Annotated in this window: 26 protein-coding genes, 2 tRNA genes and 1 pseudogene; 12 read left to right on the top strand and 17 right to left on the bottom strand. The window is 55.9% G+C overall.

Features of this window, described 5'->3' with window-relative positions:
- Positions 1-120: 120 nt before the first annotated feature.
- Positions 121-459 carry a hypothetical protein gene (locus GC177_03875; GenBank protein ID MBI1275090.1) on the bottom strand — a complete coding sequence of 113 codons (339 nt, stop codon included), beginning with the start codon at positions 457-459 and terminating at the stop codon, positions 121-123.
- A gap of 148 nt (positions 460-607) precedes the next feature.
- On the opposite strand from GC177_03875, the gene GC177_03870 reads away from it, so the two are divergent.
- Together GC177_03870 and GC177_03865 are read left to right on the top strand one after the other, a co-directional pair.
- Complete coding sequence (locus GC177_03870) at positions 608-1180, top strand: UPF0016 domain-containing protein (GenBank protein MBI1275089.1); 573 nt, start codon at positions 608-610, stop codon at positions 1178-1180.
- The gene (locus GC177_03865; protein MBI1275088.1) at positions 1144-2169 is read left to right on the top strand and encodes a sodium:calcium antiporter; all 1026 of its coding nucleotides are present in this window, start codon (positions 1144-1146) and stop codon (positions 2167-2169) included. The genes GC177_03870 and GC177_03865 overlap by 37 nt, the downstream gene beginning before the upstream one ends.
- 32 nt (positions 2170-2201) lie before the next feature.
- On the opposite strand, the gene GC177_03860 is transcribed toward GC177_03865, so the two are convergent.
- Complete coding sequence (locus GC177_03860) at positions 2202-3356, bottom strand: hypothetical protein (protein ID MBI1275087.1); 1155 nt, start codon at positions 3354-3356, stop codon at positions 2202-2204.
- Between the two features lie 173 nt (positions 3357-3529).
- On the opposite strand from GC177_03860, the gene GC177_03855 reads away from it, so the two are divergent.
- Together GC177_03855 and GC177_03850 are read left to right on the top strand one after the other, a co-directional pair.
- On the top strand, positions 3530-4042 hold the full coding sequence (locus GC177_03855) for a hypothetical protein (protein MBI1275086.1): 513 nt from the start codon (positions 3530-3532) through the stop codon (positions 4040-4042).
- 64 nt (positions 4043-4106) lie between these two features.
- Complete coding sequence (locus GC177_03850) at positions 4107-4640, top strand: hypothetical protein (GenBank protein ID MBI1275085.1); 534 nt, start codon at positions 4107-4109, stop codon at positions 4638-4640.
- Here GC177_03850 and GC177_03845 read toward each other — a convergent pair.
- From GC177_03845 to GC177_03780, 14 genes are all read right to left on the bottom strand, one after another.
- Positions 4619-6202 (bottom strand): HAMP domain-containing protein, encoded by a 1584-nt coding sequence (locus GC177_03845; protein MBI1275084.1) that lies wholly within the window; start codon positions 6200-6202, stop codon positions 4619-4621. The genes GC177_03850 and GC177_03845 overlap by 22 nt on opposite strands.
- On the bottom strand, positions 6193-6882 hold the full coding sequence (locus tag GC177_03840; GenBank protein ID MBI1275083.1) for a response regulator: 690 nt from the start codon (positions 6880-6882) through the stop codon (positions 6193-6195). The genes GC177_03845 and GC177_03840 overlap by 10 nt, the downstream gene beginning before the upstream one ends.
- Positions 6854-7360 carry a metal-dependent hydrolase gene (locus tag GC177_03835; GenBank protein MBI1275082.1) on the bottom strand — a complete coding sequence of 169 codons (507 nt, stop codon included), beginning with the start codon at positions 7358-7360 and terminating at the stop codon, positions 6854-6856. The genes GC177_03840 and GC177_03835 overlap by 29 nt, the downstream gene beginning before the upstream one ends.
- A 2-nt stretch (positions 7361-7362) precedes the next feature.
- Complete coding sequence (locus GC177_03830; GenBank protein MBI1275081.1) at positions 7363-8418, bottom strand: hypothetical protein; 1056 nt, start codon at positions 8416-8418, stop codon at positions 7363-7365.
- Positions 8408-9907, bottom strand: a complete 1500-nt coding sequence (locus GC177_03825; protein ID MBI1275080.1) for a DUF4173 domain-containing protein — start codon at positions 9905-9907, stop codon at positions 8408-8410. The genes GC177_03830 and GC177_03825 overlap by 11 nt, the downstream gene beginning before the upstream one ends.
- A 111-nt stretch (positions 9908-10018) precedes the next feature.
- Positions 10019-10618, bottom strand: coding sequence for a methyltransferase domain-containing protein (locus tag GC177_03820; protein MBI1275079.1), 600 nt, complete (start codon positions 10616-10618; stop codon positions 10019-10021).
- 37 nt (positions 10619-10655) lie between these two features.
- Positions 10656-10745 (bottom strand) — tRNA-Ser (locus GC177_03815).
- A 79-nt stretch (positions 10746-10824) separates the two neighbouring features.
- Positions 10825-12114 carry a hypothetical protein gene (locus GC177_03810; protein ID MBI1275078.1) on the bottom strand — a complete coding sequence of 430 codons (1290 nt, stop codon included), beginning with the start codon at positions 12112-12114 and terminating at the stop codon, positions 10825-10827.
- Between the two features lie 19 nt (positions 12115-12133).
- Complete coding sequence (locus GC177_03805) at positions 12134-12637, bottom strand: hypothetical protein (GenBank protein ID MBI1275077.1); 504 nt, start codon at positions 12635-12637, stop codon at positions 12134-12136.
- Between the two features lie 2 nt (positions 12638-12639).
- Positions 12640-13179: a response regulator gene (locus GC177_03800; protein ID MBI1275076.1), complete on the bottom strand. Its 540-nt coding sequence runs from the start codon at positions 13177-13179 to the stop codon at positions 12640-12642.
- Between the two features lie 105 nt (positions 13180-13284).
- Complete coding sequence (locus GC177_03795; GenBank protein MBI1275075.1) at positions 13285-14208, bottom strand: hypothetical protein; 924 nt, start codon at positions 14206-14208, stop codon at positions 13285-13287.
- The gene (locus GC177_03790) at positions 14132-15094 is read right to left on the bottom strand and encodes a glycosyltransferase (protein ID MBI1275074.1); all 963 of its coding nucleotides are present in this window, start codon (positions 15092-15094) and stop codon (positions 14132-14134) included. Before GC177_03790 ends, GC177_03795 begins: the two co-directional genes overlap by 77 nt.
- A gap of 1 nt (position 15095) precedes the next feature.
- A complete protein-coding gene (trpS, locus tag GC177_03785; GenBank protein MBI1275073.1) occupies positions 15096-16094 on the bottom strand; it encodes a tryptophan--tRNA ligase in 999 nt (332 codons plus the stop codon).
- A 1-nt stretch (position 16095) separates the two neighbouring features.
- Positions 16096-16677: an orotate phosphoribosyltransferase gene (locus GC177_03780; protein ID MBI1275072.1), complete on the bottom strand. Its 582-nt coding sequence runs from the start codon at positions 16675-16677 to the stop codon at positions 16096-16098.
- Positions 16678-16864: 187 nt separating this feature from the next.
- On the opposite strand from GC177_03780, the gene GC177_03775 reads away from it, so the two are divergent.
- Both GC177_03775 and GC177_03770 read left to right on the top strand, forming a co-directional pair.
- Positions 16865-17869, top strand: a complete 1005-nt coding sequence (locus GC177_03775; protein MBI1275071.1) for a phosphate ABC transporter substrate-binding protein — start codon at positions 16865-16867, stop codon at positions 17867-17869.
- Positions 17870-17874: 5 nt separating this feature from the next.
- Positions 17875-18169: pseudogene (locus tag GC177_03770) on the top strand (GIY-YIG nuclease family protein).
- A 292-nt stretch (positions 18170-18461) separates the two neighbouring features.
- Here the strand turns inward: GC177_03770 and fumC are convergent.
- The gene (gene fumC / locus GC177_03765; protein MBI1275070.1) at positions 18462-19934 is read right to left on the bottom strand and encodes a class II fumarate hydratase; all 1473 of its coding nucleotides are present in this window, start codon (positions 19932-19934) and stop codon (positions 18462-18464) included.
- 60 nt (positions 19935-19994) lie between these two features.
- Between fumC and GC177_03760 the strand changes: the two genes are divergently transcribed.
- The 6 genes from GC177_03760 to GC177_03735 all read left to right on the top strand — a co-directional run bounded on the left by GC177_03760 (position 19995) and on the right by GC177_03735 (position 23874).
- Positions 19995-20615, top strand: coding sequence for a DNA-3-methyladenine glycosylase 2 family protein (locus GC177_03760; protein MBI1275069.1), 621 nt, complete (start codon positions 19995-19997; stop codon positions 20613-20615).
- 105 nt (positions 20616-20720) lie between these two features.
- Positions 20721-21224 carry a DNA starvation/stationary phase protection protein gene (locus GC177_03755; GenBank protein MBI1275068.1) on the top strand — a complete coding sequence of 168 codons (504 nt, stop codon included), beginning with the start codon at positions 20721-20723 and terminating at the stop codon, positions 21222-21224.
- A 258-nt stretch (positions 21225-21482) separates the two neighbouring features.
- Positions 21483-21572: transfer RNA gene (locus GC177_03750), tRNA-Ser, on the top strand.
- The gene (locus GC177_03745) at positions 21545-23014 is read left to right on the top strand and encodes a hypothetical protein (protein ID MBI1275067.1); all 1470 of its coding nucleotides are present in this window, start codon (positions 21545-21547) and stop codon (positions 23012-23014) included. Before GC177_03750 ends, GC177_03745 begins: the two co-directional genes overlap by 28 nt.
- A gap of 70 nt (positions 23015-23084) precedes the next feature.
- Entirely contained in the window at positions 23085-23414 is a 330-nt protein-coding gene (locus tag GC177_03740) for a metalloregulator ArsR/SmtB family transcription factor (GenBank protein MBI1275066.1), read from the top strand.
- Positions 23407-23874, top strand: coding sequence for an ATPase (locus GC177_03735; protein ID MBI1275065.1), 468 nt, complete (start codon positions 23407-23409; stop codon positions 23872-23874). The genes GC177_03740 and GC177_03735 overlap by 8 nt, the downstream gene beginning before the upstream one ends.
- The last annotated feature ends 114 nt before the right edge of the window (positions 23875-23988 follow it).

Genomic DNA, 23988 nt, shown 5'->3' with positions numbered 1-23988 from the left:
GGGCGCCACACCGGCGGAGGATTCGCTGTTGCTGGCACCAACCTGAGCATAGGCGCTGGTGGAAATGGTGGCGAGCGCCACCGCGGTGATGAGAAGTTTCTTCATGTCTGTTTCCTTTGATTAATTGGCGGTGGGGGCACCGGTGTTTTCAGCCGGGGCCTGTTTGTTGATCAGCGTTTCCTGACGGGCCTTTATCTTGGCGCGGTTGGCATCGATGCGCTTTTGCGTGGGGTTGGCGGGTTTTTCGGCTTCCACATCGGCCTGGATACGCGAACTGTCATTGATGGGCGGGTTGCCGATGGCCGGGTTCAGCGTGCCGCTGCGGGTGTTGAGGTCCATATCCACATTGCTGCCTGCGGAGCCAGCGCCGCTGACCACCACATTGCTCTGCGCAAGGACGGGAGAGGCAAGCAGGGCGGCAAACAACGCCGTGCCGATAAGTTTTTGGGCGGATTTCATGGGGATCTCCATTATCTATCTGTGATGAAGGCACCATAAGCGGGTGGATCTAAAAATGCGCGTGAATAATGAATGATTCTGATTAAATCTTGGCAAGGTTGACGCCCGGGCGATTAGACACCATACAAAAGGCAGCTGGAGGATTGATATGGATGTCGTGCTGCATTGTTTTGCCTGGATCGCGCTTGCGGAAATGGGCGATAAAACCCAGTTGCTCTCCATCATGCTGGCGGCACGCTACCGCACATTCTGGCCCATTTTGATCGGGGTGCTGATCGCCACGTTGGTGAACCACGGCGTTACGTCATGGCTGGGCATCTGGCTTTCCGAGCTGGTGGCGGGCGGCTGGCTCGGGTTGATCACGGGCGTGTTGTTCATTGCGGTCGGGTTATGGACGCTTTTGCCGGATGACGCGCCGGATGAAAGCAAGCATCACACGTCCTATGGCGCCTTCTTCGCCAGCCTGGTGGCTTTCTTTTTTGCCGAGATCGGCGATAAAACCCAGCTGGCAACGCTGACGCTGGCGGCGGATTATCAGAATATATGGCTGGTGACGGTGGGTACCACGCTTGGGATGCTGGCGGCGAATATTCCCGCCATTCTGCTTGGCGACACGCTGCTGGCCAAACTGCCGCTAAAGGCTTTGCGGTATGCCACCTGCGCGTTGTTTGCGGCGACCGGGCTGTGGCAGATTTATTCCTGGGTGGTGGCGGTGCAGTGATGGGCATGCTGGCGCTTCAGTTTATTCTTTTGGCCGCCATCATCTGGCTGGCCGGGATTCACCTGACGCGCAGCGTGGACGTGCTTTCGCGACGCATGGGCATGGAACAGGCGCTGGGCGGCATGGTGCTGCTGGCGATTGTCACCAACCTGCCGGAAGTGGCGATTGCCGTGACCGCAGGGCTGCACCATGCCCCCGAGCTGGCAGTGGGCAATATCCTTGGCGGCATCGCCATCCAGACGGTCGTCATTGCCCTGATGGACCGGTTCCGCCCTGAAAAGCACAAGCCGCTCAGCCATTATGCCTCCAGCGGGCAGTTGATACTGGAGGGGCTTTTTCTGCTGGGTATTCTGGCACTGGTGGTGATGGGCAATACCATGCCGGCCGCGCTGGTGTGGCACGGCATTGCCCCGGCGGAGCTGGCCATCGTGCTATGCTGGCTGGTGGGGCTGGTGGTGGTGCGCAATGCACGTGGCCCTAAAACGGCACGTTACACCGATGAGCATGCCGCCGTGCACGAGGCGGATACCTGGAAGGTGGTGGCGGTGTTTCTGGCGGCATCGTCCGCCACCTTGTTCGCGGGATATGCGATTGAAGGCGTGAGCAGCGGCATGGCCAAGGAACTGGGCATGGACGGGGCGATTTTTGGCGCCACCTTTCTGGCGCTGGCGACGTCCATGCCGGAAATTTCCACCGGCATTGAGGCCGTGCGGATGCGGAAGTACCAGCTCGCCATCAGCGATATCCTGGGCGGCAACGCGTTTCTGCCGTGCCTGCTGCTGCTGACATCCTTTTGCGCGGGTGTGCCGGCTTTATCATCCGCCAAGCCGAGCGACCTGTATGTGGTGGCGCTCGGGGCGCTGCTGACGGTGCTTTATACCGGCGCGCTTTATCTCAAGCCCTCGCGAACGGTCGTCGGCATCGGGCTGGAAAGCCTGCTGCTGGTGGTGGTGTATCTGATAGGGCTGTTCGGCCTGGCGGCCCATTAGGCAAAGGTAATGGGTTGAGGAGAGCCGACGGATCAACGGGCGAGTGCGGGTTGAGGCGCGGTTTTTTCGAACGCGCGAATCTGCTCCTGGATCATCTCGGCAATGCGCTCCCGGCTTTCGCCGACATGGGATTGCTTGGCGGTATAAATGGCGGCCTGATTGACCGCGGCATCGCGCATCTCCGCCGGGATACTCGCCAGCGTTTTGGCGGAGATGTTGACAACCTCGCTGGCGATGGCCTGTTCCTCGGCCGAGGTTGCGGGCTTGTTGCCGCCGCTGGAAATGCCGAACAGGTAATTGGCCATCAGAAAGCTGCAGGCGGAGACCATGTTCCAGATGTAATCATGCTGTTTCAGCCTGGCGATGCGGAGCTTTTCCGTCGCGGTGCCGGCTTCCTCGGCGGTGGCGGTTTGCAGGGCAGCCTCGGCTGCGTGTACCTCGCCCATGAAGCGTTTGCGCTCGTTCACCGCGCCGATAAAGTTTGAGATGTTATTGCCGATGGCCGCCGGGCGGGCGATCCAACCCTTGGGGTTGTCGCGGATTTTATCCGGCAGGCTGCTGGCGGCATCCGGCGGAGGCAGGTGGTTCATCAGCAAGGTGGAAAACCAGCCGGTGGAAACCAGCAGACCGGCCGCCAGCTTACCCTTGTTGAGGTTGCCCTTTTTGGTGGCCGCGTTGATCATGAACAGCCCGGCCGTGCCTTCCGTGATGCATTTGATGGAGACGATGTTGTTTTTGATAAAATCATACACAGCGGGCAGGGCGCCGCTTTTGTGGATGTTCTCGGCGTTGGGCTGGGCGGGAAGTTTGATGCGGTGGCGCTGAAGGTGGTCCTTCAGGCCGTGCTCCAGCCGTTCAATTTCGGATGGGGCGTCCTTGCTTACGGCGGCCATCAGAACATCGCCCACGCTAAAGCTGACGCCGACCATGAGCTCGGAAATATCGTTCATGGTGAATTTGCCGTCCGGATTATGGCGGCCACGCTGAATGCCGGAGACGATGCAGGAGATATTGCCCAAGTTGTACAGCAGCGAAGAGAGAAAACGGGTGTTCGGGGTAGCTTTGGCCGGGGTGCGGTCGGCTTCCTGCGCTCCGCGGGCGAGGGCGAGATTAAACATGTCCGCCTGTTGCGCCTTGGCGCCGCGTATCATCTGTGAAGCCTGGTTATCCAGCAGGTTATCGGCCATCCCTGTTTATCCGATCTGTCGTGGATTGTTGTTTTGCATTGCACAATAATTATGTGAAAGAATTGTGACAGCCTTGTGAAGCACCCTACATGAACAAAACTTAACTGGTTCATATGGGTTTTTTAGATCATAGGTCGCAGAGAAAGATGTTCAACGCATGATGGAGAAAACGGATGCGCATTAACGGTTTGGGGCTTGTTTCCGCCTTGGGACTGGCTGTTTGCCTGGCGGCTTCGCCTGTTTTGGCAAAAGATGGCCATGGAAATGGCAAAGGGCATGGCAAGGGGCATAAGAGCCTGGAAAAACGGCTGGAGGAATATGATCGCCGCCATGCCGACGATCATCAACATGGCGACTATCATGGCGACCGGCGCCTTGTGGTGCTGAAAGGGGATGAGCGGGAGGCCATCGGCAACCGCCTCCGCCCGTATTACCGAGAGCATTGCCCTCCCGGGTTGGCCAAGAAATATGGCTGCATGCCCCCTGGCCATGTGAAGCATTATGTCGTGGGCGAAGTGCTGCCTGCCACCACCACCTATTGGGAAGTGCCGCGGGATGTGGTGGTGATGTTGCCGCCGCCACCGCCGCGTGCTCAGTATATCTGGGTCGATAAGGATATCCTGCTGATTTCAGAGGCTACCAAAAAGGTACTCGATGCAGCCGTTATCCTCTCGGCTCTGGAATAATAACGCCTAATTTTTGGCATAAAACCTGCATAGCCCCTTCTGTCATGACAGGAGGGGCTTTTTTATGGCGGGTATGTCCATTCAGGGCGATAATGCAATGGGGCTTGGCCAAAGCGCCAAGCGCAACAAGGAAACGCTGGACCAGGCGATGGATTTCGCCAGCCGCATGGAAGAGCTGATCGCCAAGACCAACGCGCCGATCCTCCAGAAAAAAGCCTGGCAGGAAAAGCAGGGCGAAATCATGAAGCAGCGGATGCTCGAGGTGGGCATCGAGCGCTTCATCCAGGAGCAGGTCGAAGTCAAAAAACTCATGAAAGTCATGAAGCTGGTGCGAGATACGGCTCCGAAAGACGAAAAAGAGATTCTGGACAAGGTGATCGACCATTTTGAGAAAGAGCCGGCCAAGAATGTGGACGAGATCTATAGCTACATCGCCGAATATGTGGCCGCGATTCCATCCAACACCAACCACATCAAGGAACGGATGGAAGCCCTGCTGCTGACCATGCGGGATATGATGGGCATGGATGATAAGGAATTGTCCGAAAGGCTGAAGGATGCAGAGAAGCCGAGGATTCAGGCCACGTCGCTGCTGTAGATCGTAAAACAGGCGCCTTTATCGGCGGCGTCCAAACGGATGTCGGCATGGTGGGCGTTCAGCATGGCGCGGATGATGACCAGCCCGAGCCCCGTGCCGCCATGCTCGCGCCGCGTGGTGAAGAATGGGGTGAATAATTTGCCAGCATTGGTGGCGGAGATGCCCTTGCCGTCATCCTGAAAACGCAGGCTGTAGCCGCTGACCTCCCGCTTGGCGGTGACGGTCATGGTGCGGGCGCCATGCTGGATGCTGTTGTCGATCAGGCTGCCGAAAATGCTGCGGGCGATGTCGCCGGGCATGGGAAGGGTCAGTTCCGTATCGCCCGAAAGAGTGAGGGCGATACCCTTGTCCTGGGAATCGCTTTGAAGACCGGTGATGACGGTTTGCAGACAGGCATTTCCTTCGGTGGTTTCCATCACATCGGCACGGGCGAGTTCCAGCAGGCGGGTGACCAGTATTTTCAGCCGATCCGTATCTTTTACAATGTTGGCGAGGAATTTGCGGAACTGCGCTTTTGGCATGGTGTTGCCATGTTCCTGGATCAGCTCGATGGCACCCTGGATGGCAGTGAGCGGCGTTTTAAACTCGTGTGAGACATGCATGGCGAAATTGCGGATATAGTCCGACCGGCTGGCGATGGTATCGGCCATCACGGAGATCTGCTGGGAGAGCATGGCGAATTCCTGCGTGGCCGGGGAGGCGATGGGTGGGATATGTTTTTCCCCCGCGGCCACACGGCGCGTCTGTTCCATCAGGGCATGGATGGGTCGGCTGATGAAATGGGAGGTGAGCAACGCCAGCAGGATGGTGATACCGAGGATCATGCCGCCCGCGACGGCGACCATCAGACGATTGTCATACAGTGCCTTGACGAGGTTGCGGGGTGAACGTGAAAGCAGCACCGTGCCCAGAAGATGATCGCCATCCATCACCGGGATGGCGACGAACACGCGGATGCCCGCCGCACGGCTGATAGAGGTGACGGAAGGATCGGGCTGATCGGAGATACGCTGGCGGATGGAGGCGGCATAGCGGCCTTTCATGGCCTCGGCGGTTTCGGGGACATCCGCGATGGAAAGGCCCGTTTCATCATGGCCGATGAGGATGGTGCCGTGTTCGTCCGTCACGCGCAATCCGGCCAGGGTGGTGAGCAGGGCTTCTTCCAGTATGGGGGTGATGGTCTCCGCGGCTTTCAATGCATAGGGGGAAGCAGGCGGATGGCCTGCTTTGGCTTCTGCCCGCGGGGGATGGATGTGTGTGGTGGCAAAGCTCAGTGCGGGCTGGATGGGGGTGTATCTCTCATCGGCCCTGGGAGGCAGGTCGGTCAGGCGCGTGCCATATAACTGGTCGGGTGGAAGGCTGTTCAGCAGCGTGTGTTTGTAAATAGAGGCGACGTAGGCCCCCTGGGCAATGAGTTCGGATTCCGTCTGGCGGAGCAGCTCGTTTTCGTAAATACGAAAGGTGTAGATGCTGCCGATGGGAATCACCAGCACCAGTAGGTGCACGAGCAGCAAAATGGTGCGCAGCTGCCAGCGCGGGAGCGAGTGAAACCTCACTCGCACGGGCCGAGCCTATAGCCGATGCCGTGCATGGTCTCGATGACTTCTTCCGCACCGCTGGCGGCGAATTTCTGGCGGATGCGGCGAATGTGGCTGTCGATGGTTCGGTCGCTGACGGTGATGTCGCCATAGGCGCCGTCCATCAGTTCATCGCGCTGAAAGACTTTGGAGGGATGTTTCAGCAGCGCGGCCAGCAGGGCGAATTCCGTGGCGGTGAGGGGGAGGGTTTCCTTACCGTGCCAGTAGGCGGTGTAGCGGTCATGGTCCAGCTTCAGGGCGCCTTTCTGCAGCGGCGCGTTGCTGACGGGCGTGGCGGTGCCGTGGCTGCGCTTAAGCACGGCCTTGATGCGTGCTACCAGCTCCCGCGGGCTGAAGGGCTTGGTAATGTAATCATCTCCGCCAACTTCGAAACCGATGATACGGTCGATCTCCTCATCGCGGGAGGAGAGGAACAGGATTGGAAGCTCGGAGGTTTTGCGGAGTTCCTTGCAGAGTTCCAGCCCGTCCATTTCCGGCATGGTGATGTCGAGCACCAAGGCATCGAAGGCTTGCTTGCTTAGCTTCTCCAGCGCATCCCGGCCATGGAGGGCGGTTGCGGTGGTGTAGCCGGCCTTATTGAGCGCGAATTGAAGCACCTCGCGGATATGCGGGTCGTCATCCACGATGAGGATCTGTTTGGGCATAATGGCGGTTCCATTCCAGAAAGGCGATGAGGATTATCAGTAGTTCCAGCAGGAAAGTCCAGTGCAGGAGGAAGTTCCATACCCACCAGCCGTGACGAGCGGGGACATGCACCAAGTTAAGTTCCATGTCGGAAAAGGGATAGAGCCACAGAATGCCTGCGGCGACGGAATCCAACACCATGTGCAGCATGGCATTGGCGAGGATGGTGATGCAGACGAGCGTGGTCTGCCGCATGCCGAGCATCCAGCTGCTGAGTATGCTCAGGCCACCCGCCAGCAGCCATGCCATGGGCAGATGCGTGATGTAATGATGGTGCAGCGTCTGGCCCCGATCAATGAGGTAAAAATAGAGCAGATCGATATCGGGAAAAATGCTGGCGGCAAGGCCTGTGGCCAGCAAGGCGCCCGAATGGTTGCCGCTTTGGCGCTGGATACGACGGGTGAGCAGGTAGCCTGCGGGAAGGTGGGCGATGAACATGGTTAATTCGCCTTATAAACGCGAAGGCGGGTGATGACGGGAAGATGGTCAGAATCCATGTCGTGCTCCACGGTGCGGGAGAGGATTTCGATAGGGGCCGACACTAACAACTGATCGATCGGGATACGCATGAAGAAAGGCATGAAGCTCGGCCAGGTGGGCATGAGGCTGACGCCGCGCATGGCGTTACTCAGGCCGGACTGGCGCTCCAGGCGGCGGAACCAGGGGGAATAGGGGGAGATGTTCAGGTCTCCCACCAGGATCTTATGCATATTGTTCTGCTGCAGAAGGATGGTGGCGATCTGTTCCAGCTCATGGTTCCGCTGACGGGCTTTGCGTGTACCGGTAGGGTTGACCGCGTGCAGTTCCGTCAGTTGAACATGCATGTGGTAGGTGGGGGTGGAAAGCGTGAGAGTGGAATATTCGTTCCAGCCGTTGTCGGGCAGATGCAGCCGTTTGGAGGCGATGATCGGGAGTTTGCTGTAGATGGCTGAGCCGAAGGCGCCGCCGTCTTTCGGCGAAAGCAGGTGGTAGGGGTATTGTTGTTTCAAGGATTCTAGCTTGGCGATAAGGTCCGCTCCTGTTTCCTGCAGCACGACTATGTCGGGCTGAGTCTTTTCGACGGTGGATTTTACGTTGCGGTCGATGGTGGCGTAATTATTGATCCACCCGGCGAGTTTTTCCATGTTGGGGTTGCTGTAATTGACGTTGAACTGCAGCAGCGTGATGTCCTCATAACGGTCGCCACGATGGACCTGGCCAGGCCAGAAGGCTTGCAGTACGGGGATGCTGAAAGCCAGAAACAGAAAGGCGGCAATAAGGCAGCGGGTTTTGTCTGCACGTAATAGGGGGTAAAGCAGCGTAAGGGTGAGGGATGCCACTGCGTATTGTAGCATAAAGTGCGTGAACAGCTCTGCGCGTGTATCCCATTTTGCTAGGCTGCAGATCAGGAAGACGCAGCCTAGCAATGTCAGGCAGAAATCCATTGGTTTGATAATGTAGGGAAGCTGGAAGATGGGTAGCTTAAGTGGTGGAAGGTTCATCGCTTTACTCTGCATTGTCGTTGTCGATGGTGGGGAGCAGGCGCAGGTTGCGGTAGGTCCAACTTTTCCAGTTTTCCATTCTGCTGCGCAGTTCCCACTCCAGCTGGTAATCGGTTTCGGTTACGCGGTTCAACACAAAGGCGTTGGTGCCATTATGCTCAAACCAGCGCAGCGCGGGCAGGGCATCCACCCCTACCTTATGATAGAGGTAACTTACGTCCAATGAGGCACCTTTGCCGTCAATCTCCCTGCAATGTTTCACGTTATAGTCTGCCATGATGCCGCCGATATTGACGAAGCAACAGATATATAACAGGCCGTAAAGGGTGGCGAGGTTGCTGTTGATGAGCCAGATATTGTTTTTGCGCAGCATGTTGCCGAGGACGATCAACGCCAGTCCGACACCGACCAGCACCATCCAGAGGAGTGCGGCCACGCGCAGATAGGTGAGGGAATAGGCCTCGATGTAACTCAAAAGGCGAAGCGCGGCGGAAGTGACGAGGAAGATGTTCTGCGCCACCCAGGCGTAAACCAGCGCGCGGATGGCTGGGATGGCTGCGATTGCGCTGCCGGGACGCAGGGTCGCCAGGGTGAAGCCGCCCGTCATCAGGGCGGTGATGATAAGCGGGTAGGCGCCCTGCTGCGCATATTGGGCATGGGTGATGCCTTCCGGGAGTTCCGACCCGGTCCAGATGAAGAGAATATCCATGATGTTCTGCAGCAGGAACAAACCGTTAAACAGCAGGAGCGAGGTGATGATGGAGCGTGGATTGAAGATTGTCTTCAGAAAGCCGATTTCCTCTTCGTGCAGCAGGTAATTGAGCCTGAATACCGGCATGCGCGTCAGCTTGGGACGGATGACTGCCCAGCCGACCGCCGCGATGGCCAACCAGAAGGCCATGCGCTGGAAGGAAATATATTCCCCTAAACTCTGCCAATTAACCTGGCGAATGGTTAGGGCAATCAGTGGGTTGGCCTGGAAAAAAAGCAGCATGAAAAGGGCGGTAAGCGTGAGAGGCATCAACCAGTGCAGCACAAAATGACGCTGCCTGCCGTTGCGGCGCTTCATGTGCCGGTAGAGATAAAGCCACAGACGAGTCTGGCGGAAAAAGCGCCACCATCCGGTCAGAAGATGGAAAAGGGAGGATTTGAGGGTGATCCATGTGTTTTCCGTGCTACCCAGCTGCGGCAGCAGGGCATAAGCCGTCAGGCTGATGCCATATAGCAGGGCCGACAGGATGCCTGGACTTTCCACCATTGCCAGCGCAAGGCCGGCGGTGGCGAAAAAGGCGGCATCGCCCATGCGGGTACGGCGCTCGTGGCAGTTGTGCGCGTGCACCGCCAGCAGCATGAGCAGGCCGAAAAGCCCAAGCGTCCAGCCAAGGGCATGGTTGTAGAGAAGCATGTCGCCAACGGTGACAAGGCCTGTCAGGCTAAGAAGTTTGTAGCTCGCCCGGCTTTGCAGGGACTGGGCGATGGGCTGGGCGTGCATAGGAGCCTCCATGGGTGAACATGGCGGTATGATTCCATATGCCTGTGCAGCCGTGATGGCGGCAATGTGCAAAGTTTCCGGATTGTTTGTGCAAAAATTGTGCAGACCCTGCGGCGATGGAATCTACGGCTTCTGGCAAATGAATTGAGTGACCGCGGCCGACCCGGTGTGGTGAGTTCCTTCAACCACATCGCGCGCCAGTGATTGGGCATGGATTATGTTAAAACCGGTAAATTCCTGCTGCAATTCGTCCAGTGTTACCAGCCAGGTAACGTCTTTGGGGCCACCGGTATTTTGCAACAGCTGATCCGGGGAGTAGGATTCAATGATGTATAAACCGCCCTTTCTCAGCGATTTCCTGATGCTGGAATGAACCTTGTTTCTCAGTTGCTGGGGCAGGTGGCAAAAGATGGATATGATGGCGTCGTAACGTTGCTCACCAAAGTCAAACTCTGCAAGATCCGACGCAATGGTGGTTATTGCGCAGCCGGATTGCTCGGCCAGCTTGTGAGCTTTCGCCATGCCGATGTCGGATTGGTCTGTCGCGACGACATGGTGACCCAAGGTGGCTAGGAATACGGCATTTCGTCCTTCCCCCTCGCCGATGCTGAGAATATCGCTGTTTGGAGGGATGCGGGATGCCGTCTCGGCAAGAAAATCATTCGGCCTCGTGCCATAGGCGAAGGAGTCCTGGCTATACCGGTCATCCCAGAATTTCTTCATGTATCTAGCCTGATTCTAAAGATTACCGGTATGCCTATGGCGGAGAGGGGGGGATTCGAACCCCCGAGACGCTTACACGCCTAACGGTTTTCGAGACCGCCGCATTCGACCACTCTGCCACCTCTCCGCAGCCCGTGGAGGAAGCTATTTAGCGGCAGAGTGGCCGGACGTCCATAATTTTGCGCGGGGCAGACTGTTTAAGAGGGCTATCCTCTTAATATGCCGCCAATAACGTTGGTGAGGGTTGTCAGGATGTTATCGGGGCACTGACCCAGTTCATCAATTTGAATGGGAGGGTAATCCTGTTTTTTTACAATCCGCGTTTCAATGTGCCTGGTGATATCGCTAAATAGATCGGGGTTTTCGCGTACAAAATCCACCGCATTTGAAAGCCACTCGCCTTCATGGCCTTGTTGGGTGCAGGTTTCGCTAACCCCTGCCATGGTTTTTTGGATATGTGCCTTCGCCGGGCAGACAAAATGGATATCGGGCGGGTTATCTTTGACAGGGAAATAGGCGTCTTCCGGAACCGGATTCCTGGCCAATGCTTCTGCAAGCTGGGGATGGGCAGCCTGGTGCGTGATGGTATCAAACAGGTCCAGTTCATTAATTTCGACCATTGCCAGCTGGATGGCGCAGCGCATCCGTTTGGCCGGGTCCATTTCCTGAATGGTAGGGGAGGCGTATTCGGCACAGATAAGCGGGATAATGATGGTAAAAAGATTATCCAGGCGCAGGTTGAAGTCGATACGCTCGTTACTGCCATTCTCTCCGCTGAAGAAATCCGCGATGTTTGCTTTCTGGTCTTCGCGCAGGTTGGATTGTTCGGTGTGTTTTAGTAATTCGGCAATGAAACGTCGATGCGCGGTTCCATAGGCAATCATGGTGATGGCGAGTTCAGGGAAATTCGCCACATAAGGGCGGGTGTCCAGCTCGTTTAAAGCATCCCGTACCGCACGGCCGTTTTTTTCTTTAGCAAGGCTGCGAAGCTGAAACATCGTGTCACGGGTGATGGGAATGGGGCGTTCTATGTCGCGAATGGCACTGCGGCAGGCGAACATGTAGGATTCGGTGTAGGCTTCGTAATCGGCGTCTTTCTTGCTCAAGCCCTGGCGGATGGAGTGATCTGTAAAGAGCTGAACGGCTTCGGGCGGCATTAATTTAGCCATTCCATGTTTTAATGCGCTCATGCTGTTTTGCACGTCTTTCTGCGTGAAGGGGATGCCGATCACTTCCAGCAAGAACGTTTCGCTTCTGCCGTTATAAAAGCTGCGTCCATGATAATGGGCGGGGCAGGCCACGCTGGTGATGTGGTATTGATGGCTGTCGAATGAGTTTCGGATGATGGGGCTGTACAGCGTGCCCTGGAGATCGGGGTTATCAAGTACGCTGGGGCGAATAGGCTCTTCCAGGGTTTGCATGGCATGTGTGTCTGCCACGTCCTGAAGGATCGTTTCAAACATCGTATCAAGTTCGTAGGTGGGTTCTTTCGGCATGGCATGCCTTTCAAATGGCTTAACTGCTGGCCTTTGCGTGATGCGAAAAATAATGGCGGATGGCGTTTTCGAACTGCTGGGTCACCATGATGCTGAGATGGTCGCTCGGGCTGGTGCGGTTCTCGGCGTAAACGGCGTGGATGGAGCTGCAGAGGTTATCGATGATGGCGCAGGCCTCGCGGTCCAGCTTGCGGATGCTTTTGCTGAAGAGAAACAGAATCTGCGCCAGATCGCGCGCAATGGGGAAGCCCGCCATATCGGACGTGCAGCGGGTGTTGAGCGCCAGGCCCATGATTTCGTCGATGTTGCGCTGGGTGTCGTGCGGTTGTTTCTCCACCAGATCGCGAATGCGCTGCACATGGGCGACGCAATCCAGGTGAAGGCTGTGGCGGCCTTCGTCAAACACCATTTGCGCGGCGCGGATGCGGGCGGGGGTGAAGATATATTTCAGCTCGATGCCGATTTTTTTCTTCAGTTTATAGTCTGGCGGAATGAACCTTACATCGTCATCAGGCGGGGTCATGGTCAGCTGCCCGCCTTGGCGTCAGTGATGGGAGAGGGGCGTGTGCGGCGTTCGCTTTTTACCTGTTTGCCCTTGGTGCGGCGGCGGTCGGGGCCGATAAATTGCGGGGCCACCACGAACATGCGCGGTTTTTCCACCACGGCCACGATGCGATCGCAGATATCCTGGAGGCTGAAGGGTTTGGCGACGAATTCGGTAATGCCGGCATCGCGGGCATGCTGAATATCCTCCACCGTGTTGCGGCCGGAAATCATGATGATGGGAACAGTGGAGAGCATGGCGTCCGTGCTGGCGCGGATGGCCTTGGTGAGCGAGATGCCGTCGCCATGGCCGAGCATCCAGTCGGTCAGAATAAGGTCGGGTATTTTTTTGCGGATGGCTTCCATCGCGTGGTAGGCGTCGTTGGCGATGGTGATTTGTTCGAAACCGAGACGGCGCAGGGCGCGTTCCAGCAGGGTGCAAAGCGCTTCCTGATCCTCGACGATCAGCAATTGAACCGCGCCGAGGCCCTTGCTGGTAATGTGTCCTGCGTATTGAGGCATGTTTTTCTCCGGCGATAGCGCTCAACCTGAAGCCTTTTGCGCCACATGTCACCGCTAACGGCGATACTATCGCTGGAAAGACTTAATAAATCCTTGCGGAATTAATTATTCCGTAGCCGAGTCCATGCTTGATGGCATTAGCAATGCAACCAATGCGGCAAGGACGTAGATGCCGAACCAGGCAAGGGAGAGGGCCACGCCCGTAGCGGCATCCAGCAGCAGATAAGGCGCGGCGAGGGCATAGACGGCCTCCCGCACGCCGACGCCGGCGACGCTGATGGGGAGGATGCCCGCTACGGCGGCGGCCATGAAGAGCACGCCATAGGCGCTCCATTCATGCAGGGGTACCTGCATGGCCAGCAGCATGGCGGCGACGGAAGCCAAGACGGACAGTTGCGACCAGAAGGACCACCAGCCCGCGGCGATGCAGGTTTCAGGAAGTTCGCCCGTGAGGCGACGACCGATACTCCAATAAACGCTGGTGGCGCTGAAACAGAGCAGGAAAGCCGCCATCCAGCACCAGGTGGAACCAATACCCGAGATATGCAGGGAGGGCAGCAGCATGGCGGTGATAAGCAGCAACAGCCAGAGGCCGTTGGCGCGCTCGGCCAGCATCAGACGGCCCGCAGTGATGAGGGGGATGCCGTAGCGTTGCTTCAGCATGAAGGCCTTGTAGGCATCACCGCCGATGCCCCCGGGGAGGGCGAGGTTATAGAGCATGCCCTTATAATAAAGGCCGATGGCGGCAGGCCTGCCAAGGGAGACCCGCTGGCTTGCGGCATAGACCTGCATGCGGCGGGCACTGGTTAGTTGGGCGAGGTGGATGAGGAGCCATACGGCGATCAGCCAGGGCCAGTTGGCCTGTTTCAGTTTGTCTGTAATCGTATCCAGCGGGACCTGATGCAGCACCAGGGCGAGCAATAAAGCCGCCCCGCAGAGTTTCAGCACTAGCTTAATCCGCGGCGGGAGCGTCACCGAAATGCTCGATATGGGCGATGATGTAGGGCTTTTTCTGCTGGGATTCGAAATAGGTGCGCATGATGAGTTCCGCCAGGAAGCCGGCGGTGACGAACTGCACCGACATGATCAGCAGCAGAATGCCGACATAGAAAATGGGGCGCTGGCCGATGTCATGGCCGAAGAGCTTTTCCAGAAACAGGTAGAAGGCGATCAGCCCGCCCAGGCCGAACATGCCGATGCCGATGGAGCCGAACAGGTGCATGGGGCGCTGGCGGTAACGCATGAAAAACAGCATGAGCAGCAAATCGCTCATCACTTTCAGCGTGCGATTGAGGCCGTATTTGGAGGTGCCGAAACGGCGTGCATGGTGACGCACCGGCATTTCGGCGATCTTGGCGCCCTTGATGACGCTGAGGATGGGGATGAAGCGGTGGAGTTCGCCATAAAGGTCCAGCTGCTTGGCGATCTGACGGCGGAAGATCTTCAGCGTGCAGCCATAGTCGCTGGCCTGAACGCCCGTCATGCGGCGGATGAGCTTGTTGGCAAGCTTGCTCGGGATTTTGCGGAGGAACATGCCGTCCTGCCGCTTCTGGCGGATGCCCATGACCACGTCGAGCTTCTCGCTTTTCAGCTTTTCCAGCATGGCGGGAATGTCGGCGGGGTCGTTCTGAAGGTCGCCATCCAGCGTGGCGATATAGTCGCCATGGGCATTGTCGATGCCGGCGGCGATGGCGGATGTCTGGCCGAAATTGGTGGCGAGCTTCACCAGCACGGTCTGTTTGTCGGCGGATTTTTCCACGGAATGGATGGTGGTGTCCGACGAGCCGTCATCCACCAGCACCAGTTCATAGCTGTGACCCTTCAGGGCATCGCTCACGGCGCGGATGAGGTGGGGGACGTTTTCTTCCTCGTTATAGAGGGGAACGACGATGGAGATGGAGGGGCGTTTGCTCATTTTACTTTACCCAGAAGCCGGTAAGTTCTTTGGTTTTACGCAGGATGGGCTGCGCGATGGCGTCGGCCTTTTCGGCGCCACTTTTCAGCACACTGTCGAGGTAGCTCTTGTCCGCCATGTAATCGCGCATTCTCTGCGTGATGGGGGAGAGTTTCTCCACGGCCAGATCGGCGAGGGATTTTTTGAAATTGGCGAAGCCCTGGCCGTCGAATTCCGCCACGACCTGTTCACTCGTTTTGCCGGAAAGGGCGGCGTAGATGGTGATGAGGTTGGCGACTTCCGGGCGGTTTTCCTCATCGTAGGTGATGGTGGGGTGGGAATCGCTGGTGGCTTTTTTGAATTTCTGCGCGATTTCGTCCGCGGTGTCGGTGAGGTTGATGCGCGAATAGTCGGACGGGTCGGATTTGCTCATTTTCTTCTTTCCGTCGCGCAGGCTCATGACGCGGGTGGCCTCGCCCTGGATGACGGGCTCGGGTAGGGGGAAGAATTCCTGATTGCAGGCACGGTTGAAGGCGCCGGCAATATCGCGCGCGAGTTCCAGGTGCTGTTTCTGGTCTTCACCCACGGGAACATGGGTGCCGTGGTAGGTGAGGATGTCGGCGGCCATCAGCACGGGGTAGCCATAGAGGCCGAGCCCAGCTTTCTCTTTGTCCTTGCCCGCCTTGTCCTTGAACTGGGTCATGCGGTTGAGCCAGCCGAGCGGCGTGTGGCAGCCGAGGATCCAGGCCAGCTCGCTATGCGCGGTGACCGTGCTTTGCGCCACGATGATGGCTTTTGCCGGGTCCACGCCTGCGGCCATGATGGCGGCGCAGGTCTCGTAGGTGGCGGCACGGAGGTCGTCCGGATTTTGCGGCACGGTGATGGCGTGCAGGTCCATGATGCCGTGGATGGCCTCGTAATCATGCTGCATGTCCGCCCAATGGCGGATGGCGCCCAGGTAGTTGCCCAGATGCATGTGGCCGGTCGGCTGGATGCCGGAAAAGATGCGCCCTTTTTTCATATTACGCCAGGCCCCGGCTGCCGGGTTTCACGGCGGGGATGTTGGTCAGCTCGGGCGGAAGGTCATCGGGGCTGTAGGTCGGGATGTCGATTTCCATGATGGAAATGAGCGGCACGGGCAGGCCGGGGTTGCCGCCGCTGCGGTCGATGAGGCAGGCCTCGCCGATGACCTCGCCGCCGAATTTCTCAACGCATTCGATGGCCTCGCGGGAGGATTTGCCGGTGGTGACCACGTCTTCCACGATCAGCACTTTCGCGCCGAGGGGAATCTCGAACCCGCGGCGGATCTGGAAGGTGCCTTCCACACGCTCGCAGAAGAGGGAGGGCACGCCAAGGGCGCGGGCCACCTCGTAGCCGATGATGATGCCGCCCATGGCGGGGGCGACGACGGCATCCACCTTGCCGAGGCGTTCCTGCACCAGTTTGGCGATGCCCTTGGCGCAGCGTTCGGCGCGCGCCGGGTGCATCAGCAGGCGCGCGCATTGCAGATAGGTGGCGCTGCGGCGGCCGGAGGAAAGAATGAAATGACCATGCAGAATGGCCTTTGAGGCTTCCAGCTCGGCGAGGAATTCGTCTTGTTTCATGGTGGGACCCGTATTCGACTGTGTGGCGTGAAGTTACGCAGCCGCCTGCCTAAATCAACTAAATTATCGGCCATTATGCGGCAAGCCCTGCAAACCGGGCAGGCAGGCCATGCGCCCCATTATGGCATGGCAAGGGGTGACGGCAGGGCCAAAACAAGCTAAAAGGTGGCCGACTGGAAGGATATGTATGCGTAAAGCCCTGACACTTTCCCTTGTTGTTACCTGTTTGGCCAGCCCGGCCCTTGCACGTGATTATGTCCGCATGGCGGGGTCATCCACCGTGTTTCCCTTCGCGGCCATGGCGAGCGAGGAATTCAGCCGCATTACGCGGTATAAAAACCCGATTGTGGAATCCACCGGCACGGGGGGCGGGTTTAAGTTTTTTTGTGAAGGCATCGGGCAGGATTACCCGGATTTTGCCAATGCATCGCGCCCTATTACCGAGGGCGAACGCGAAAATTGTAAAAAACACGGTGTGAACCGGATTATTGAGCTGCCGCTCGGTTATGACGGCATTGTGCTGGCCAATAAACGCGGCGCGGCGCATTACAACCTTTCGCAAAAGCAGATGTTCCTGGCACTGGCGGCCAAGGTGCCGGTGAATGGCAAGCTGGTGAATAACCCCTACCGTCGCTGGAAGGAGGTGGATGCCAGCCTGCCGGATGCGCCGATTGAGGTCTATGGACCATCGACTACTTCCGGCACGCGGGATGCGTTTGTGGAACTGGTGATGCATAAGGGGTGCGAGGAATTTTCCGAATTCGAGAAGGAATATCCGGATAAGAAGAACCGCAAGGCGGCCTGCGGGATGATTCGTGAAGATGAGGCCTATCTGGTGACGGGGGAGAATGACAACCTCATCATCCAGAAGCTGAATGCCAACCCGGATGGGCTTGGGATTTTCGGCTACAGCTTTCTGGAAGAGAACCAGGGTTTTGTGCAGGGCAGCCGTATCAATGGCGTGGAGCCGAGCGCGGAGACGATCGCTTCCGGCCAATATGCCATGTCACGCATCATCTATACCTATGCGAAAGGTGAACACCTGACGCTGATTCCCGGCATGAAAGAGTTTATGCAGGAGCTGACCAGCGAACGCGCGCTGGACCCGGTGGATGGGTATATGGTGGAGAAGGGGTTGATTCCGTTGCCGACGGAGAAGCGGGAAGAGGTGCGGGCGGGGTTGCCGAGGTAACTGTCATGCAAAAGGCCGGTTATGTTTACATTATGGCCAGCCGAAAGCATGGAACCCTTTTATATCGGGGTAACTTCGGATCTCGTTTCCCGGGTATGGCAGCATAGGGAAGGCATGTTTGACGGATTTACCAAGCGTTATGGTGTGAAGACGCTGGTGTATTATGAAGCATATGATGGCATTGATGATGCGATCGTGCGTGAGAAGAAGCTGAAACAATTTCTTCGTGCATGGAAGATTGAGCTGGTCGAGAAGCATAATCCTGCATGGCGGGATTTATATGACGATATCATCGCATGATTTCCGTCATTCTCGGGCGCGTAGCGAACCGAGAATCCATAGGGAGGTGAGGGGTGTTGTGGATTCCCGGCTCATGCGATGCATGCCCGAGAATGACGGATATTTGTTATATTGTATACATGTGTCACCCTCGGGGCCGCGCAGCGCGAACCGGGGATCCATAGTGGATGCGTGCTGGGTGGGGAAGTTATAGGGACTTGCGGGAGGAGGATAGATGGATCCCCGGTTCGCGCTGCGCGCGCCCGAGGATGACAGGTTGGCTAAGTTCGGCTGCGCCTCACTAAGCAACCTGTCACTTCGGTGCGATCATTCCGTCCGGCTTCACCCATTCGTCGAACTGCTTTTCGGTGAGCAGTTTTAATTCCAGCGCGGCCTGTTTCAGCGTTTTGTTTTCCTTATGGGCCTTTTTGGCGATCTTGGCGGCATTGTCGTAGCCGATATGCGGGTTGAGGGCGGTCACCAGCATGAGGGATTCGTTCATCAGCTTGGTGATGCGCACCACATCGGCCTCAATGCCGACCACGCAATTGTCGGTGAAGCTGCGGCAGCCATCGGCGATGAGGCGGATGGATTGCAGCACGTTGTGGATGATAACCGGCTTGAAGACGTTGAGCTCAAAATGGCCGTTGCTGCCGCCGATGGTGACGGCCACGTGGTTGCCTATCACCTGGGCGCAAAGCATGGTCATGGCTTCGCTCTGGGTGGGGTTTACCTTGCCGGGCATGATGGAGGAGCCGGGTTCATTCTCCGGCAGCTTGATTTCGCCGAAGCCGCAACGCGGGCCGCTGCCGAGCAGGCGGATGTCGTTGGCGATTTTCATGAGGCTGGCGGCAAGGGTGTTGAGCACGCCGCTGATTTCCACCATCGCATCGTGGGAGGCGAGGGCCTCGAACTTGTTTTTGGCGGTGACGAAGGGAAGCTTGGTGTTGGCGGCGACTTCCTTGGCGAAGGCAACATCAAATCCTTTTTTGCTGTTGATGCCGGTGCCGACCGCCGTGCCACCCTGGGCCAGCGGATAGAGGCGCGGCAGGGCGGCCTTCACGCGGTCAATACCCAGCGCCATTTGCGTAACGTAGCCGGAGAATTCCTGCCCGAGCGTCAGAGGTGTGGCATCCTGCAAATGGGTGCGGCCGATCTTGATGATCTTGGCGAACTGCTTTTCCTTTTTCGCCAGCGCATCGTGCAGGTGTTTCAGCGCGGGCAGCAGGCGGTGGTGAATTTCCATCACCGTGGCGATGTGCATGGCGGTGGGGAATGAGTCATTCGACGACTGGCCCATGTTCACATGGTCGTTGGGGTGGACGGGTTTTTTGCTGCCCATCTCGCCGCCGAGCAGCTCGATGGCGCGGTTGCTGATGACCTCGTTGGCATTCATGTTGGTTTGCGTGCCGGAGCCGGTCTGCCAGACCACCAGCGGAAATTCGCCGTCCATCTTGCCTTCGGCGACTTCTTTCGCTGCATTGACGATGGCGTTGCCGATTTTTTTCTCAAGCACGCCCATGGCCATGTTGGCTTTGGCAGCGGAGAGCTTCAGGATGCCGAGCGCGCGGATGAGCGGCACGGGCATGGTCTGCCCGCCGATGTCGAAATTCTGGATGCTGCGTTGCGTCTGCGCGCCCCAATAGTGGTTGGCGGGGACGTTGATGGGGCCGAAGCTGTCGGTTTCCACGCGGATTTTTTCGGCTTTTGTTACCAGTTTGGCTGCGGTCTTCGCGGCGGCTTTGGTGGTTTTCTTCGCGGATGGTTTGACAGCGGCTTTGGCCATGATGCTCTCCAGAAAATTGTGCTATTGATGTAGACCAACTTCAGCATGAAATAAAGCGCCATGAGCAAGCCACATTATTGGGACGAAGCCAGCGAGCTTCTCGCCAGCAAGGACAAGAAACTCGCACCCGTCATCGTACAGTTTGCGGGCGAGCATATGGGGCATAAGAGCAACGCGCTGCACACGCTGGTGCGCGCGGTGGTGGGGCAGCAGATTTCGGTGAAGGCCGCCGATGCCATCTGGGGCAGGCTGGATGCGCTGTGTCCAGGCATGGAGGCCTCCATCATTCTGTCGCATGCGCCGGAGGTATTGCGCGGTGCGGGGCTTTCCGAGCGCAAGGTGGTGTATGTGCGTGGCATTGCGCAGGCATTTCATGATAAAATCATTGTGCCGGAAGAGATTGCGCGCATGGAGGCCGAACCGGCGATCAAAGAGCTTTCCAAACTGCCGGGCATCGGCCGCTGGACGGCGGAGATGTTTCTGATGTTCCATCTGCACCATCCGGATGTGTTTCCGCTCGGGGATTTGGGCTTAATCAAAGCCATACAGCGTCTTTATGGCCCGGCTGCTAAACCGGGGACAGCTTCCATGGAGCGTCTCAGCAAGCGGTGGCAGCCCTACCGCAGCGTTGCGACATGGTATTTATGGCGAAGCCTGGACCCCGTTCCGGTGCAATATTAGCGCCATACCATGCTTGCAGGGCTGTTTGGGCCATATTGCATGCTGCATATGCTTTGTATGGATAAGAATCGGTGCTATAATCAAAGAAAATCATAGGAGTTAGATATGTCCGTCCTTCCCCTCAGCAAGCCCAGCAACAACAATGTAAGCAGCACCCTGAAAGACAAGGATGCCAAAGCCCTGGCCGAAAAGCTCACCCCGCTGCTGGCCAATAACTACGCGCTTTACCTGAAGACCCAGGGCTATCACTGGAACGTGACCGGGCCGCATTTCTACGGGCTGCACAAGATGTTCGAGGAACAGTATATCAGCCTGGCGGAAGCCAATGACGCACTGGCCGAGCGCATCCGCAGCATCGGTTATTTTGCCCCGGCGAGCTTCAGCGCCCTCAGCCAGCTCAGCTCCATTGCCGAGGATAACAGCGTTCCGGAGGATTCCAACGTGATGCTGAAGAATCTGGCCACGGCGCATGGCGTGGTGATCAAGCAGTTGAAAGACATCATCGAGCTGGCCAGCGAGCATGGCGACGAAGCCACGGCGGACCTGGCCACCGAGCGGCTGGACTGGCATGAAAAGACGCTCTGGATGCTAAACAGCAGCCTCGCCTAGATGCACTCCCCATCACTACTAGGCTGGCCTGCAAATGGCGGTTTTTCTGTGCTCCGATGCTCACGTACTTAAGTACGCTCCGCTTCGGTGCTCGCAAACCCACCATTTTCGGCTCAGCCTAGCGTGATGGATGAGCGCATCTAACCCCAAAGCCCCCGCAGGTTTTCTGCCCTGCGGGGGCTTTTTTTGTGTGCCGCCTTGACTTTTGACGGGGGGTGTGGCAATCGGTCTGCCTCGCATGAAATGCGTTTCCGGTGCGGAGAGGTGGCCGAGTGGTTGAAGGCGCACGCCTGGAAAGTGTGTATACGGGGAACCGTATCGTGAGTTCGAATCTCATCCTCTCCGCCATGTTAAGTGGGTTTGTGCTTATAAATCAACGGATTGCCTTTATGGCTAAGAAGATTTTCTCAGTTGGTTATGAAATTCCCGGTGATCAGGCTGAATGTATAGAGTTCTCCTCTGAGAAATCATTGATGGATGCAGATATTTTGTTAATTAACCCAGACTCGATTTGTCCTAGCGGGGATTGGGTTAGTTTTACTAGCAGTGATGGAGGTTGTTATAATGTAGATGCATCTCGAAAATATAAGCAGAAAGTATCTAATTTAAGGAAAGAAATAAAAGATCATTTAGACAATGGGCAAAACGTTTTTATCCTTTTGTCAAAAGAAAGAAAATATAGTTTAGCTAGCCGTGTGTCTTCTCCAAGAAAAGGGCAAAATACATACGATACGGAATTATGTAGCAATTATGATTTTTTGCCGATTCACATTGGAACTTTAGTTTCTGGAACTGGTAAGCATGTACAACCTTCTGGGAATCCATTATTTGCTGATTTTTATAAAAAATTTAAAGAATATTTGCAGTATCAGCTCTATATAGAAAATATAAATAGCGCCCAAATTATTTTTAATGGAAAGGATAAAAATAAAATACTAGGGTCACTTATTAAAGTTGGGGCTGGAAATCTGGTAATGCTTCCATTTATAAATTATGACGATAAAAATTTTACCGAGGTTAAAAAAAATAAGAAGGGAGAGGGTGAGTATTACTGGACGAGTGATGCTTTAAAGTTTGGTCATGAGTTAGTTGATTGTATTGTTCAAATAGCTGATGGTTTAAATAAGTTAACTGAGAAAACCCCGCCACCCCAATGGATTAATGATGGTGATTTTGTTAGTAACAAAGAGGTGGAAATCATTGATTTAATTAAGAAAGAAGAGGAGCTAATAGTTATTAGCACTAAAACAATCGGTGCTTTAAAAGCCAATCTTTCAGAAGAGGTGCGACTAAAGGACTTGCTTTTTGAGCAAGGAAAGTCACTTGAGGACGCTGTTATTAGAGCATTAAAAATTTTAGGGTATAAAGCTGAAGGCTATGATGATGGAGTTTTAGAATTAGACCAAGTTATTGTTTCACCAGAGGGGTATAGATACATAGGTGAATGTGAAGGAAAGAACGAGAAAGACATTGATATTACAAAATTCCGTCAATTAATGGATTCCATAAACGCAGATTTCGCTAGAGATGAAATTGAAGATAAGGCTTTTGGCATTTTATTTGGAAATCCTCAGCGTTTGACTGATCCGAATAAAAGATCTTTGGATTTTACTAATAAGTGTAAAATTAGTGCTGAGCGTGATAAAATTGCTCTTATAAAAACGCCAGATCTTTTTAAAGTTGCTAAATATCTTGCTGAAAATACTGACGATGCATTTAAGGCAGAATGCCGAGATGCAATCCACAATGGCCTGGGAGCTATTGTAATTTTTCCAAAAGTCCCAGCTTAAAATTTAGTCTATTATAAAAAGAGGCAGTTTAGGTCTTGACATGCAACCAAATGGTTGCTTATTATGTGGCATGGTTGCTAATGACGATAAGGTGTTCAAGGCGCTTGCGGATTCCAGCCGGCGGGGGTTGCTTGACCGGCTGCGGGAAGAGGGCGGGTTGAGTTTGAATGAGCTTTGTCGGAAGCATGAGATGAGCCGGCAGGCGGTGGCCAAGCATCTGGCGCTGCTGGAGGAGGCGAACCTTGTGGTGACCGAGAAGAAGGGGCGCGAGAAGCTTCATTATCTCAACCCCGTGCCGATTCATGAGATTTACGTGCGGTGGATCGGCAAATTCGACAAGGAGCGGCTTGCCGCGCTTGATAATTTGAAACATGCATTAGAGGAGAAACGCGATGGCTGATTCCAGCTTTATCTACACGACCTACATCAAAACCACGCCCGAAAAGCTGTGGGAGGCACTGACCACGCCGGAATTCATGAAGCAATATTGGTCGGGCTGTTCCATCAACACCGATTGGAAAGAAGGCTCCGCCTGGCAATTGACCTTCCCCGACGGCATGGTGGCGGATGCAGGCAAGGTGCTGGAGGCAAAGCCCTTTTCACGGCTGGTGCTTTCCTGGCAAAACCAGTTTAAGCCGGAATTTCAGGAAGAAGGCTTTTCCGAATGTCGTTTCGAGATCGAGCAGGTTATCGAAGCCGTTAAACTGACGGTGACGCACAGCATCAACAAGGCCGAATCCAAGCTTATCCAGGGCGTTTCCGGCGGCTGGCCGCTCATCCTTTCCAGTCTCAAGAGCTTTTTGGAAGGGGGCGGGGTTATCGATACCAATTGTTCCCGGCAGAAATCCAAAGCGGCCTAAGCATGCACATTGCCCGTAATTTGCGCCAATATGGCCGGATTTCGGGCAATTGGAGGCCTTGTGGAAGGGGCCACATGGCCATTACCGGCTTGATTAACGGGCATGTTAAATTTA

It is taken from the genome of bacterium (assembly GCA_016124905.1).
In the GTDB taxonomy this organism is placed as follows: Bacteria; Pseudomonadota; Alphaproteobacteria; order Rickettsiales; family RI-342; genus RI-342.
This window is presented reverse-complemented; position numbering and strand designations above follow the sequence as displayed.

Coding starts and splice junctions, on each gene's coding strand:
- GC177_03850 (MBI1275085.1), top strand. CDS start 4,107: ATGGCGGGTATGTCCATTCAGGGCGATAATGCAATGGGGCTTGGCCAA.
- fumC (MBI1275070.1), bottom strand. CDS start 19,934: ATGGCCAAAGCCGCTGTCAAACCATCCGCGAAGAAAACCACCAAAGCC.
- GC177_03855 (MBI1275086.1), top strand. CDS start 3,530: ATGCGCATTAACGGTTTGGGGCTTGTTTCCGCCTTGGGACTGGCTGTT.
- GC177_03860 (MBI1275087.1), bottom strand. CDS start 3,356: ATGGCCGATAACCTGCTGGATAACCAGGCTTCACAGATGATACGCGGC.
- GC177_03870 (MBI1275089.1), top strand. CDS start 608: ATGGATGTCGTGCTGCATTGTTTTGCCTGGATCGCGCTTGCGGAAATG.
- GC177_03835 (MBI1275082.1), bottom strand. CDS start 7,360: ATGTTCATCGCCCACCTTCCCGCAGGCTACCTGCTCACCCGTCGTATC.
- GC177_03780 (MBI1275072.1), bottom strand. CDS start 16,677: ATGAAACAAGACGAATTCCTCGCCGAGCTGGAAGCCTCAAAGGCCATT.
- GC177_03805 (MBI1275077.1), bottom strand. CDS start 12,637: ATGACCCCGCCTGATGACGATGTAAGGTTCATTCCGCCAGACTATAAA.
- GC177_03840 (MBI1275083.1), bottom strand. CDS start 6,882: ATGCCCAAACAGATCCTCATCGTGGATGACGACCCGCATATCCGCGAG.
- GC177_03825 (MBI1275080.1), bottom strand. CDS start 9,907: ATGGAGGCTCCTATGCACGCCCAGCCCATCGCCCAGTCCCTGCAAAGC.
- GC177_03800 (MBI1275076.1), bottom strand. CDS start 13,179: ATGCCTCAATACGCAGGACACATTACCAGCAAGGGCCTCGGCGCGGTT.
- GC177_03760 (MBI1275069.1), top strand. CDS start 19,995: ATGAGCAAGCCACATTATTGGGACGAAGCCAGCGAGCTTCTCGCCAGC.
- GC177_03790 (MBI1275074.1), bottom strand. CDS start 15,094: ATGAGCAAACGCCCCTCCATCTCCATCGTCGTTCCCCTCTATAACGAG.
- GC177_03875 (MBI1275090.1), bottom strand. CDS start 459: ATGAAATCCGCCCAAAAACTTATCGGCACGGCGTTGTTTGCCGCCCTG.
- trpS (MBI1275073.1), bottom strand. CDS start 16,094: ATGAAAAAAGGGCGCATCTTTTCCGGCATCCAGCCGACCGGCCACATG.
- GC177_03810 (MBI1275078.1), bottom strand. CDS start 12,114: ATGCCGAAAGAACCCACCTACGAACTTGATACGATGTTTGAAACGATC.
- GC177_03830 (MBI1275081.1), bottom strand. CDS start 8,418: ATGCAGAGTAAAGCGATGAACCTTCCACCACTTAAGCTACCCATCTTC.
- GC177_03755 (MBI1275068.1), top strand. CDS start 20,721: ATGTCCGTCCTTCCCCTCAGCAAGCCCAGCAACAACAATGTAAGCAGC.
- GC177_03775 (MBI1275071.1), top strand. CDS start 16,865: ATGCGTAAAGCCCTGACACTTTCCCTTGTTGTTACCTGTTTGGCCAGC.
- GC177_03740 (MBI1275066.1), top strand. CDS start 23,085: ATGGTTGCTAATGACGATAAGGTGTTCAAGGCGCTTGCGGATTCCAGC.
- GC177_03820 (MBI1275079.1), bottom strand. CDS start 10,618: ATGAAGAAATTCTGGGATGACCGGTATAGCCAGGACTCCTTCGCCTAT.
- GC177_03735 (MBI1275065.1), top strand. CDS start 23,407: ATGGCTGATTCCAGCTTTATCTACACGACCTACATCAAAACCACGCCC.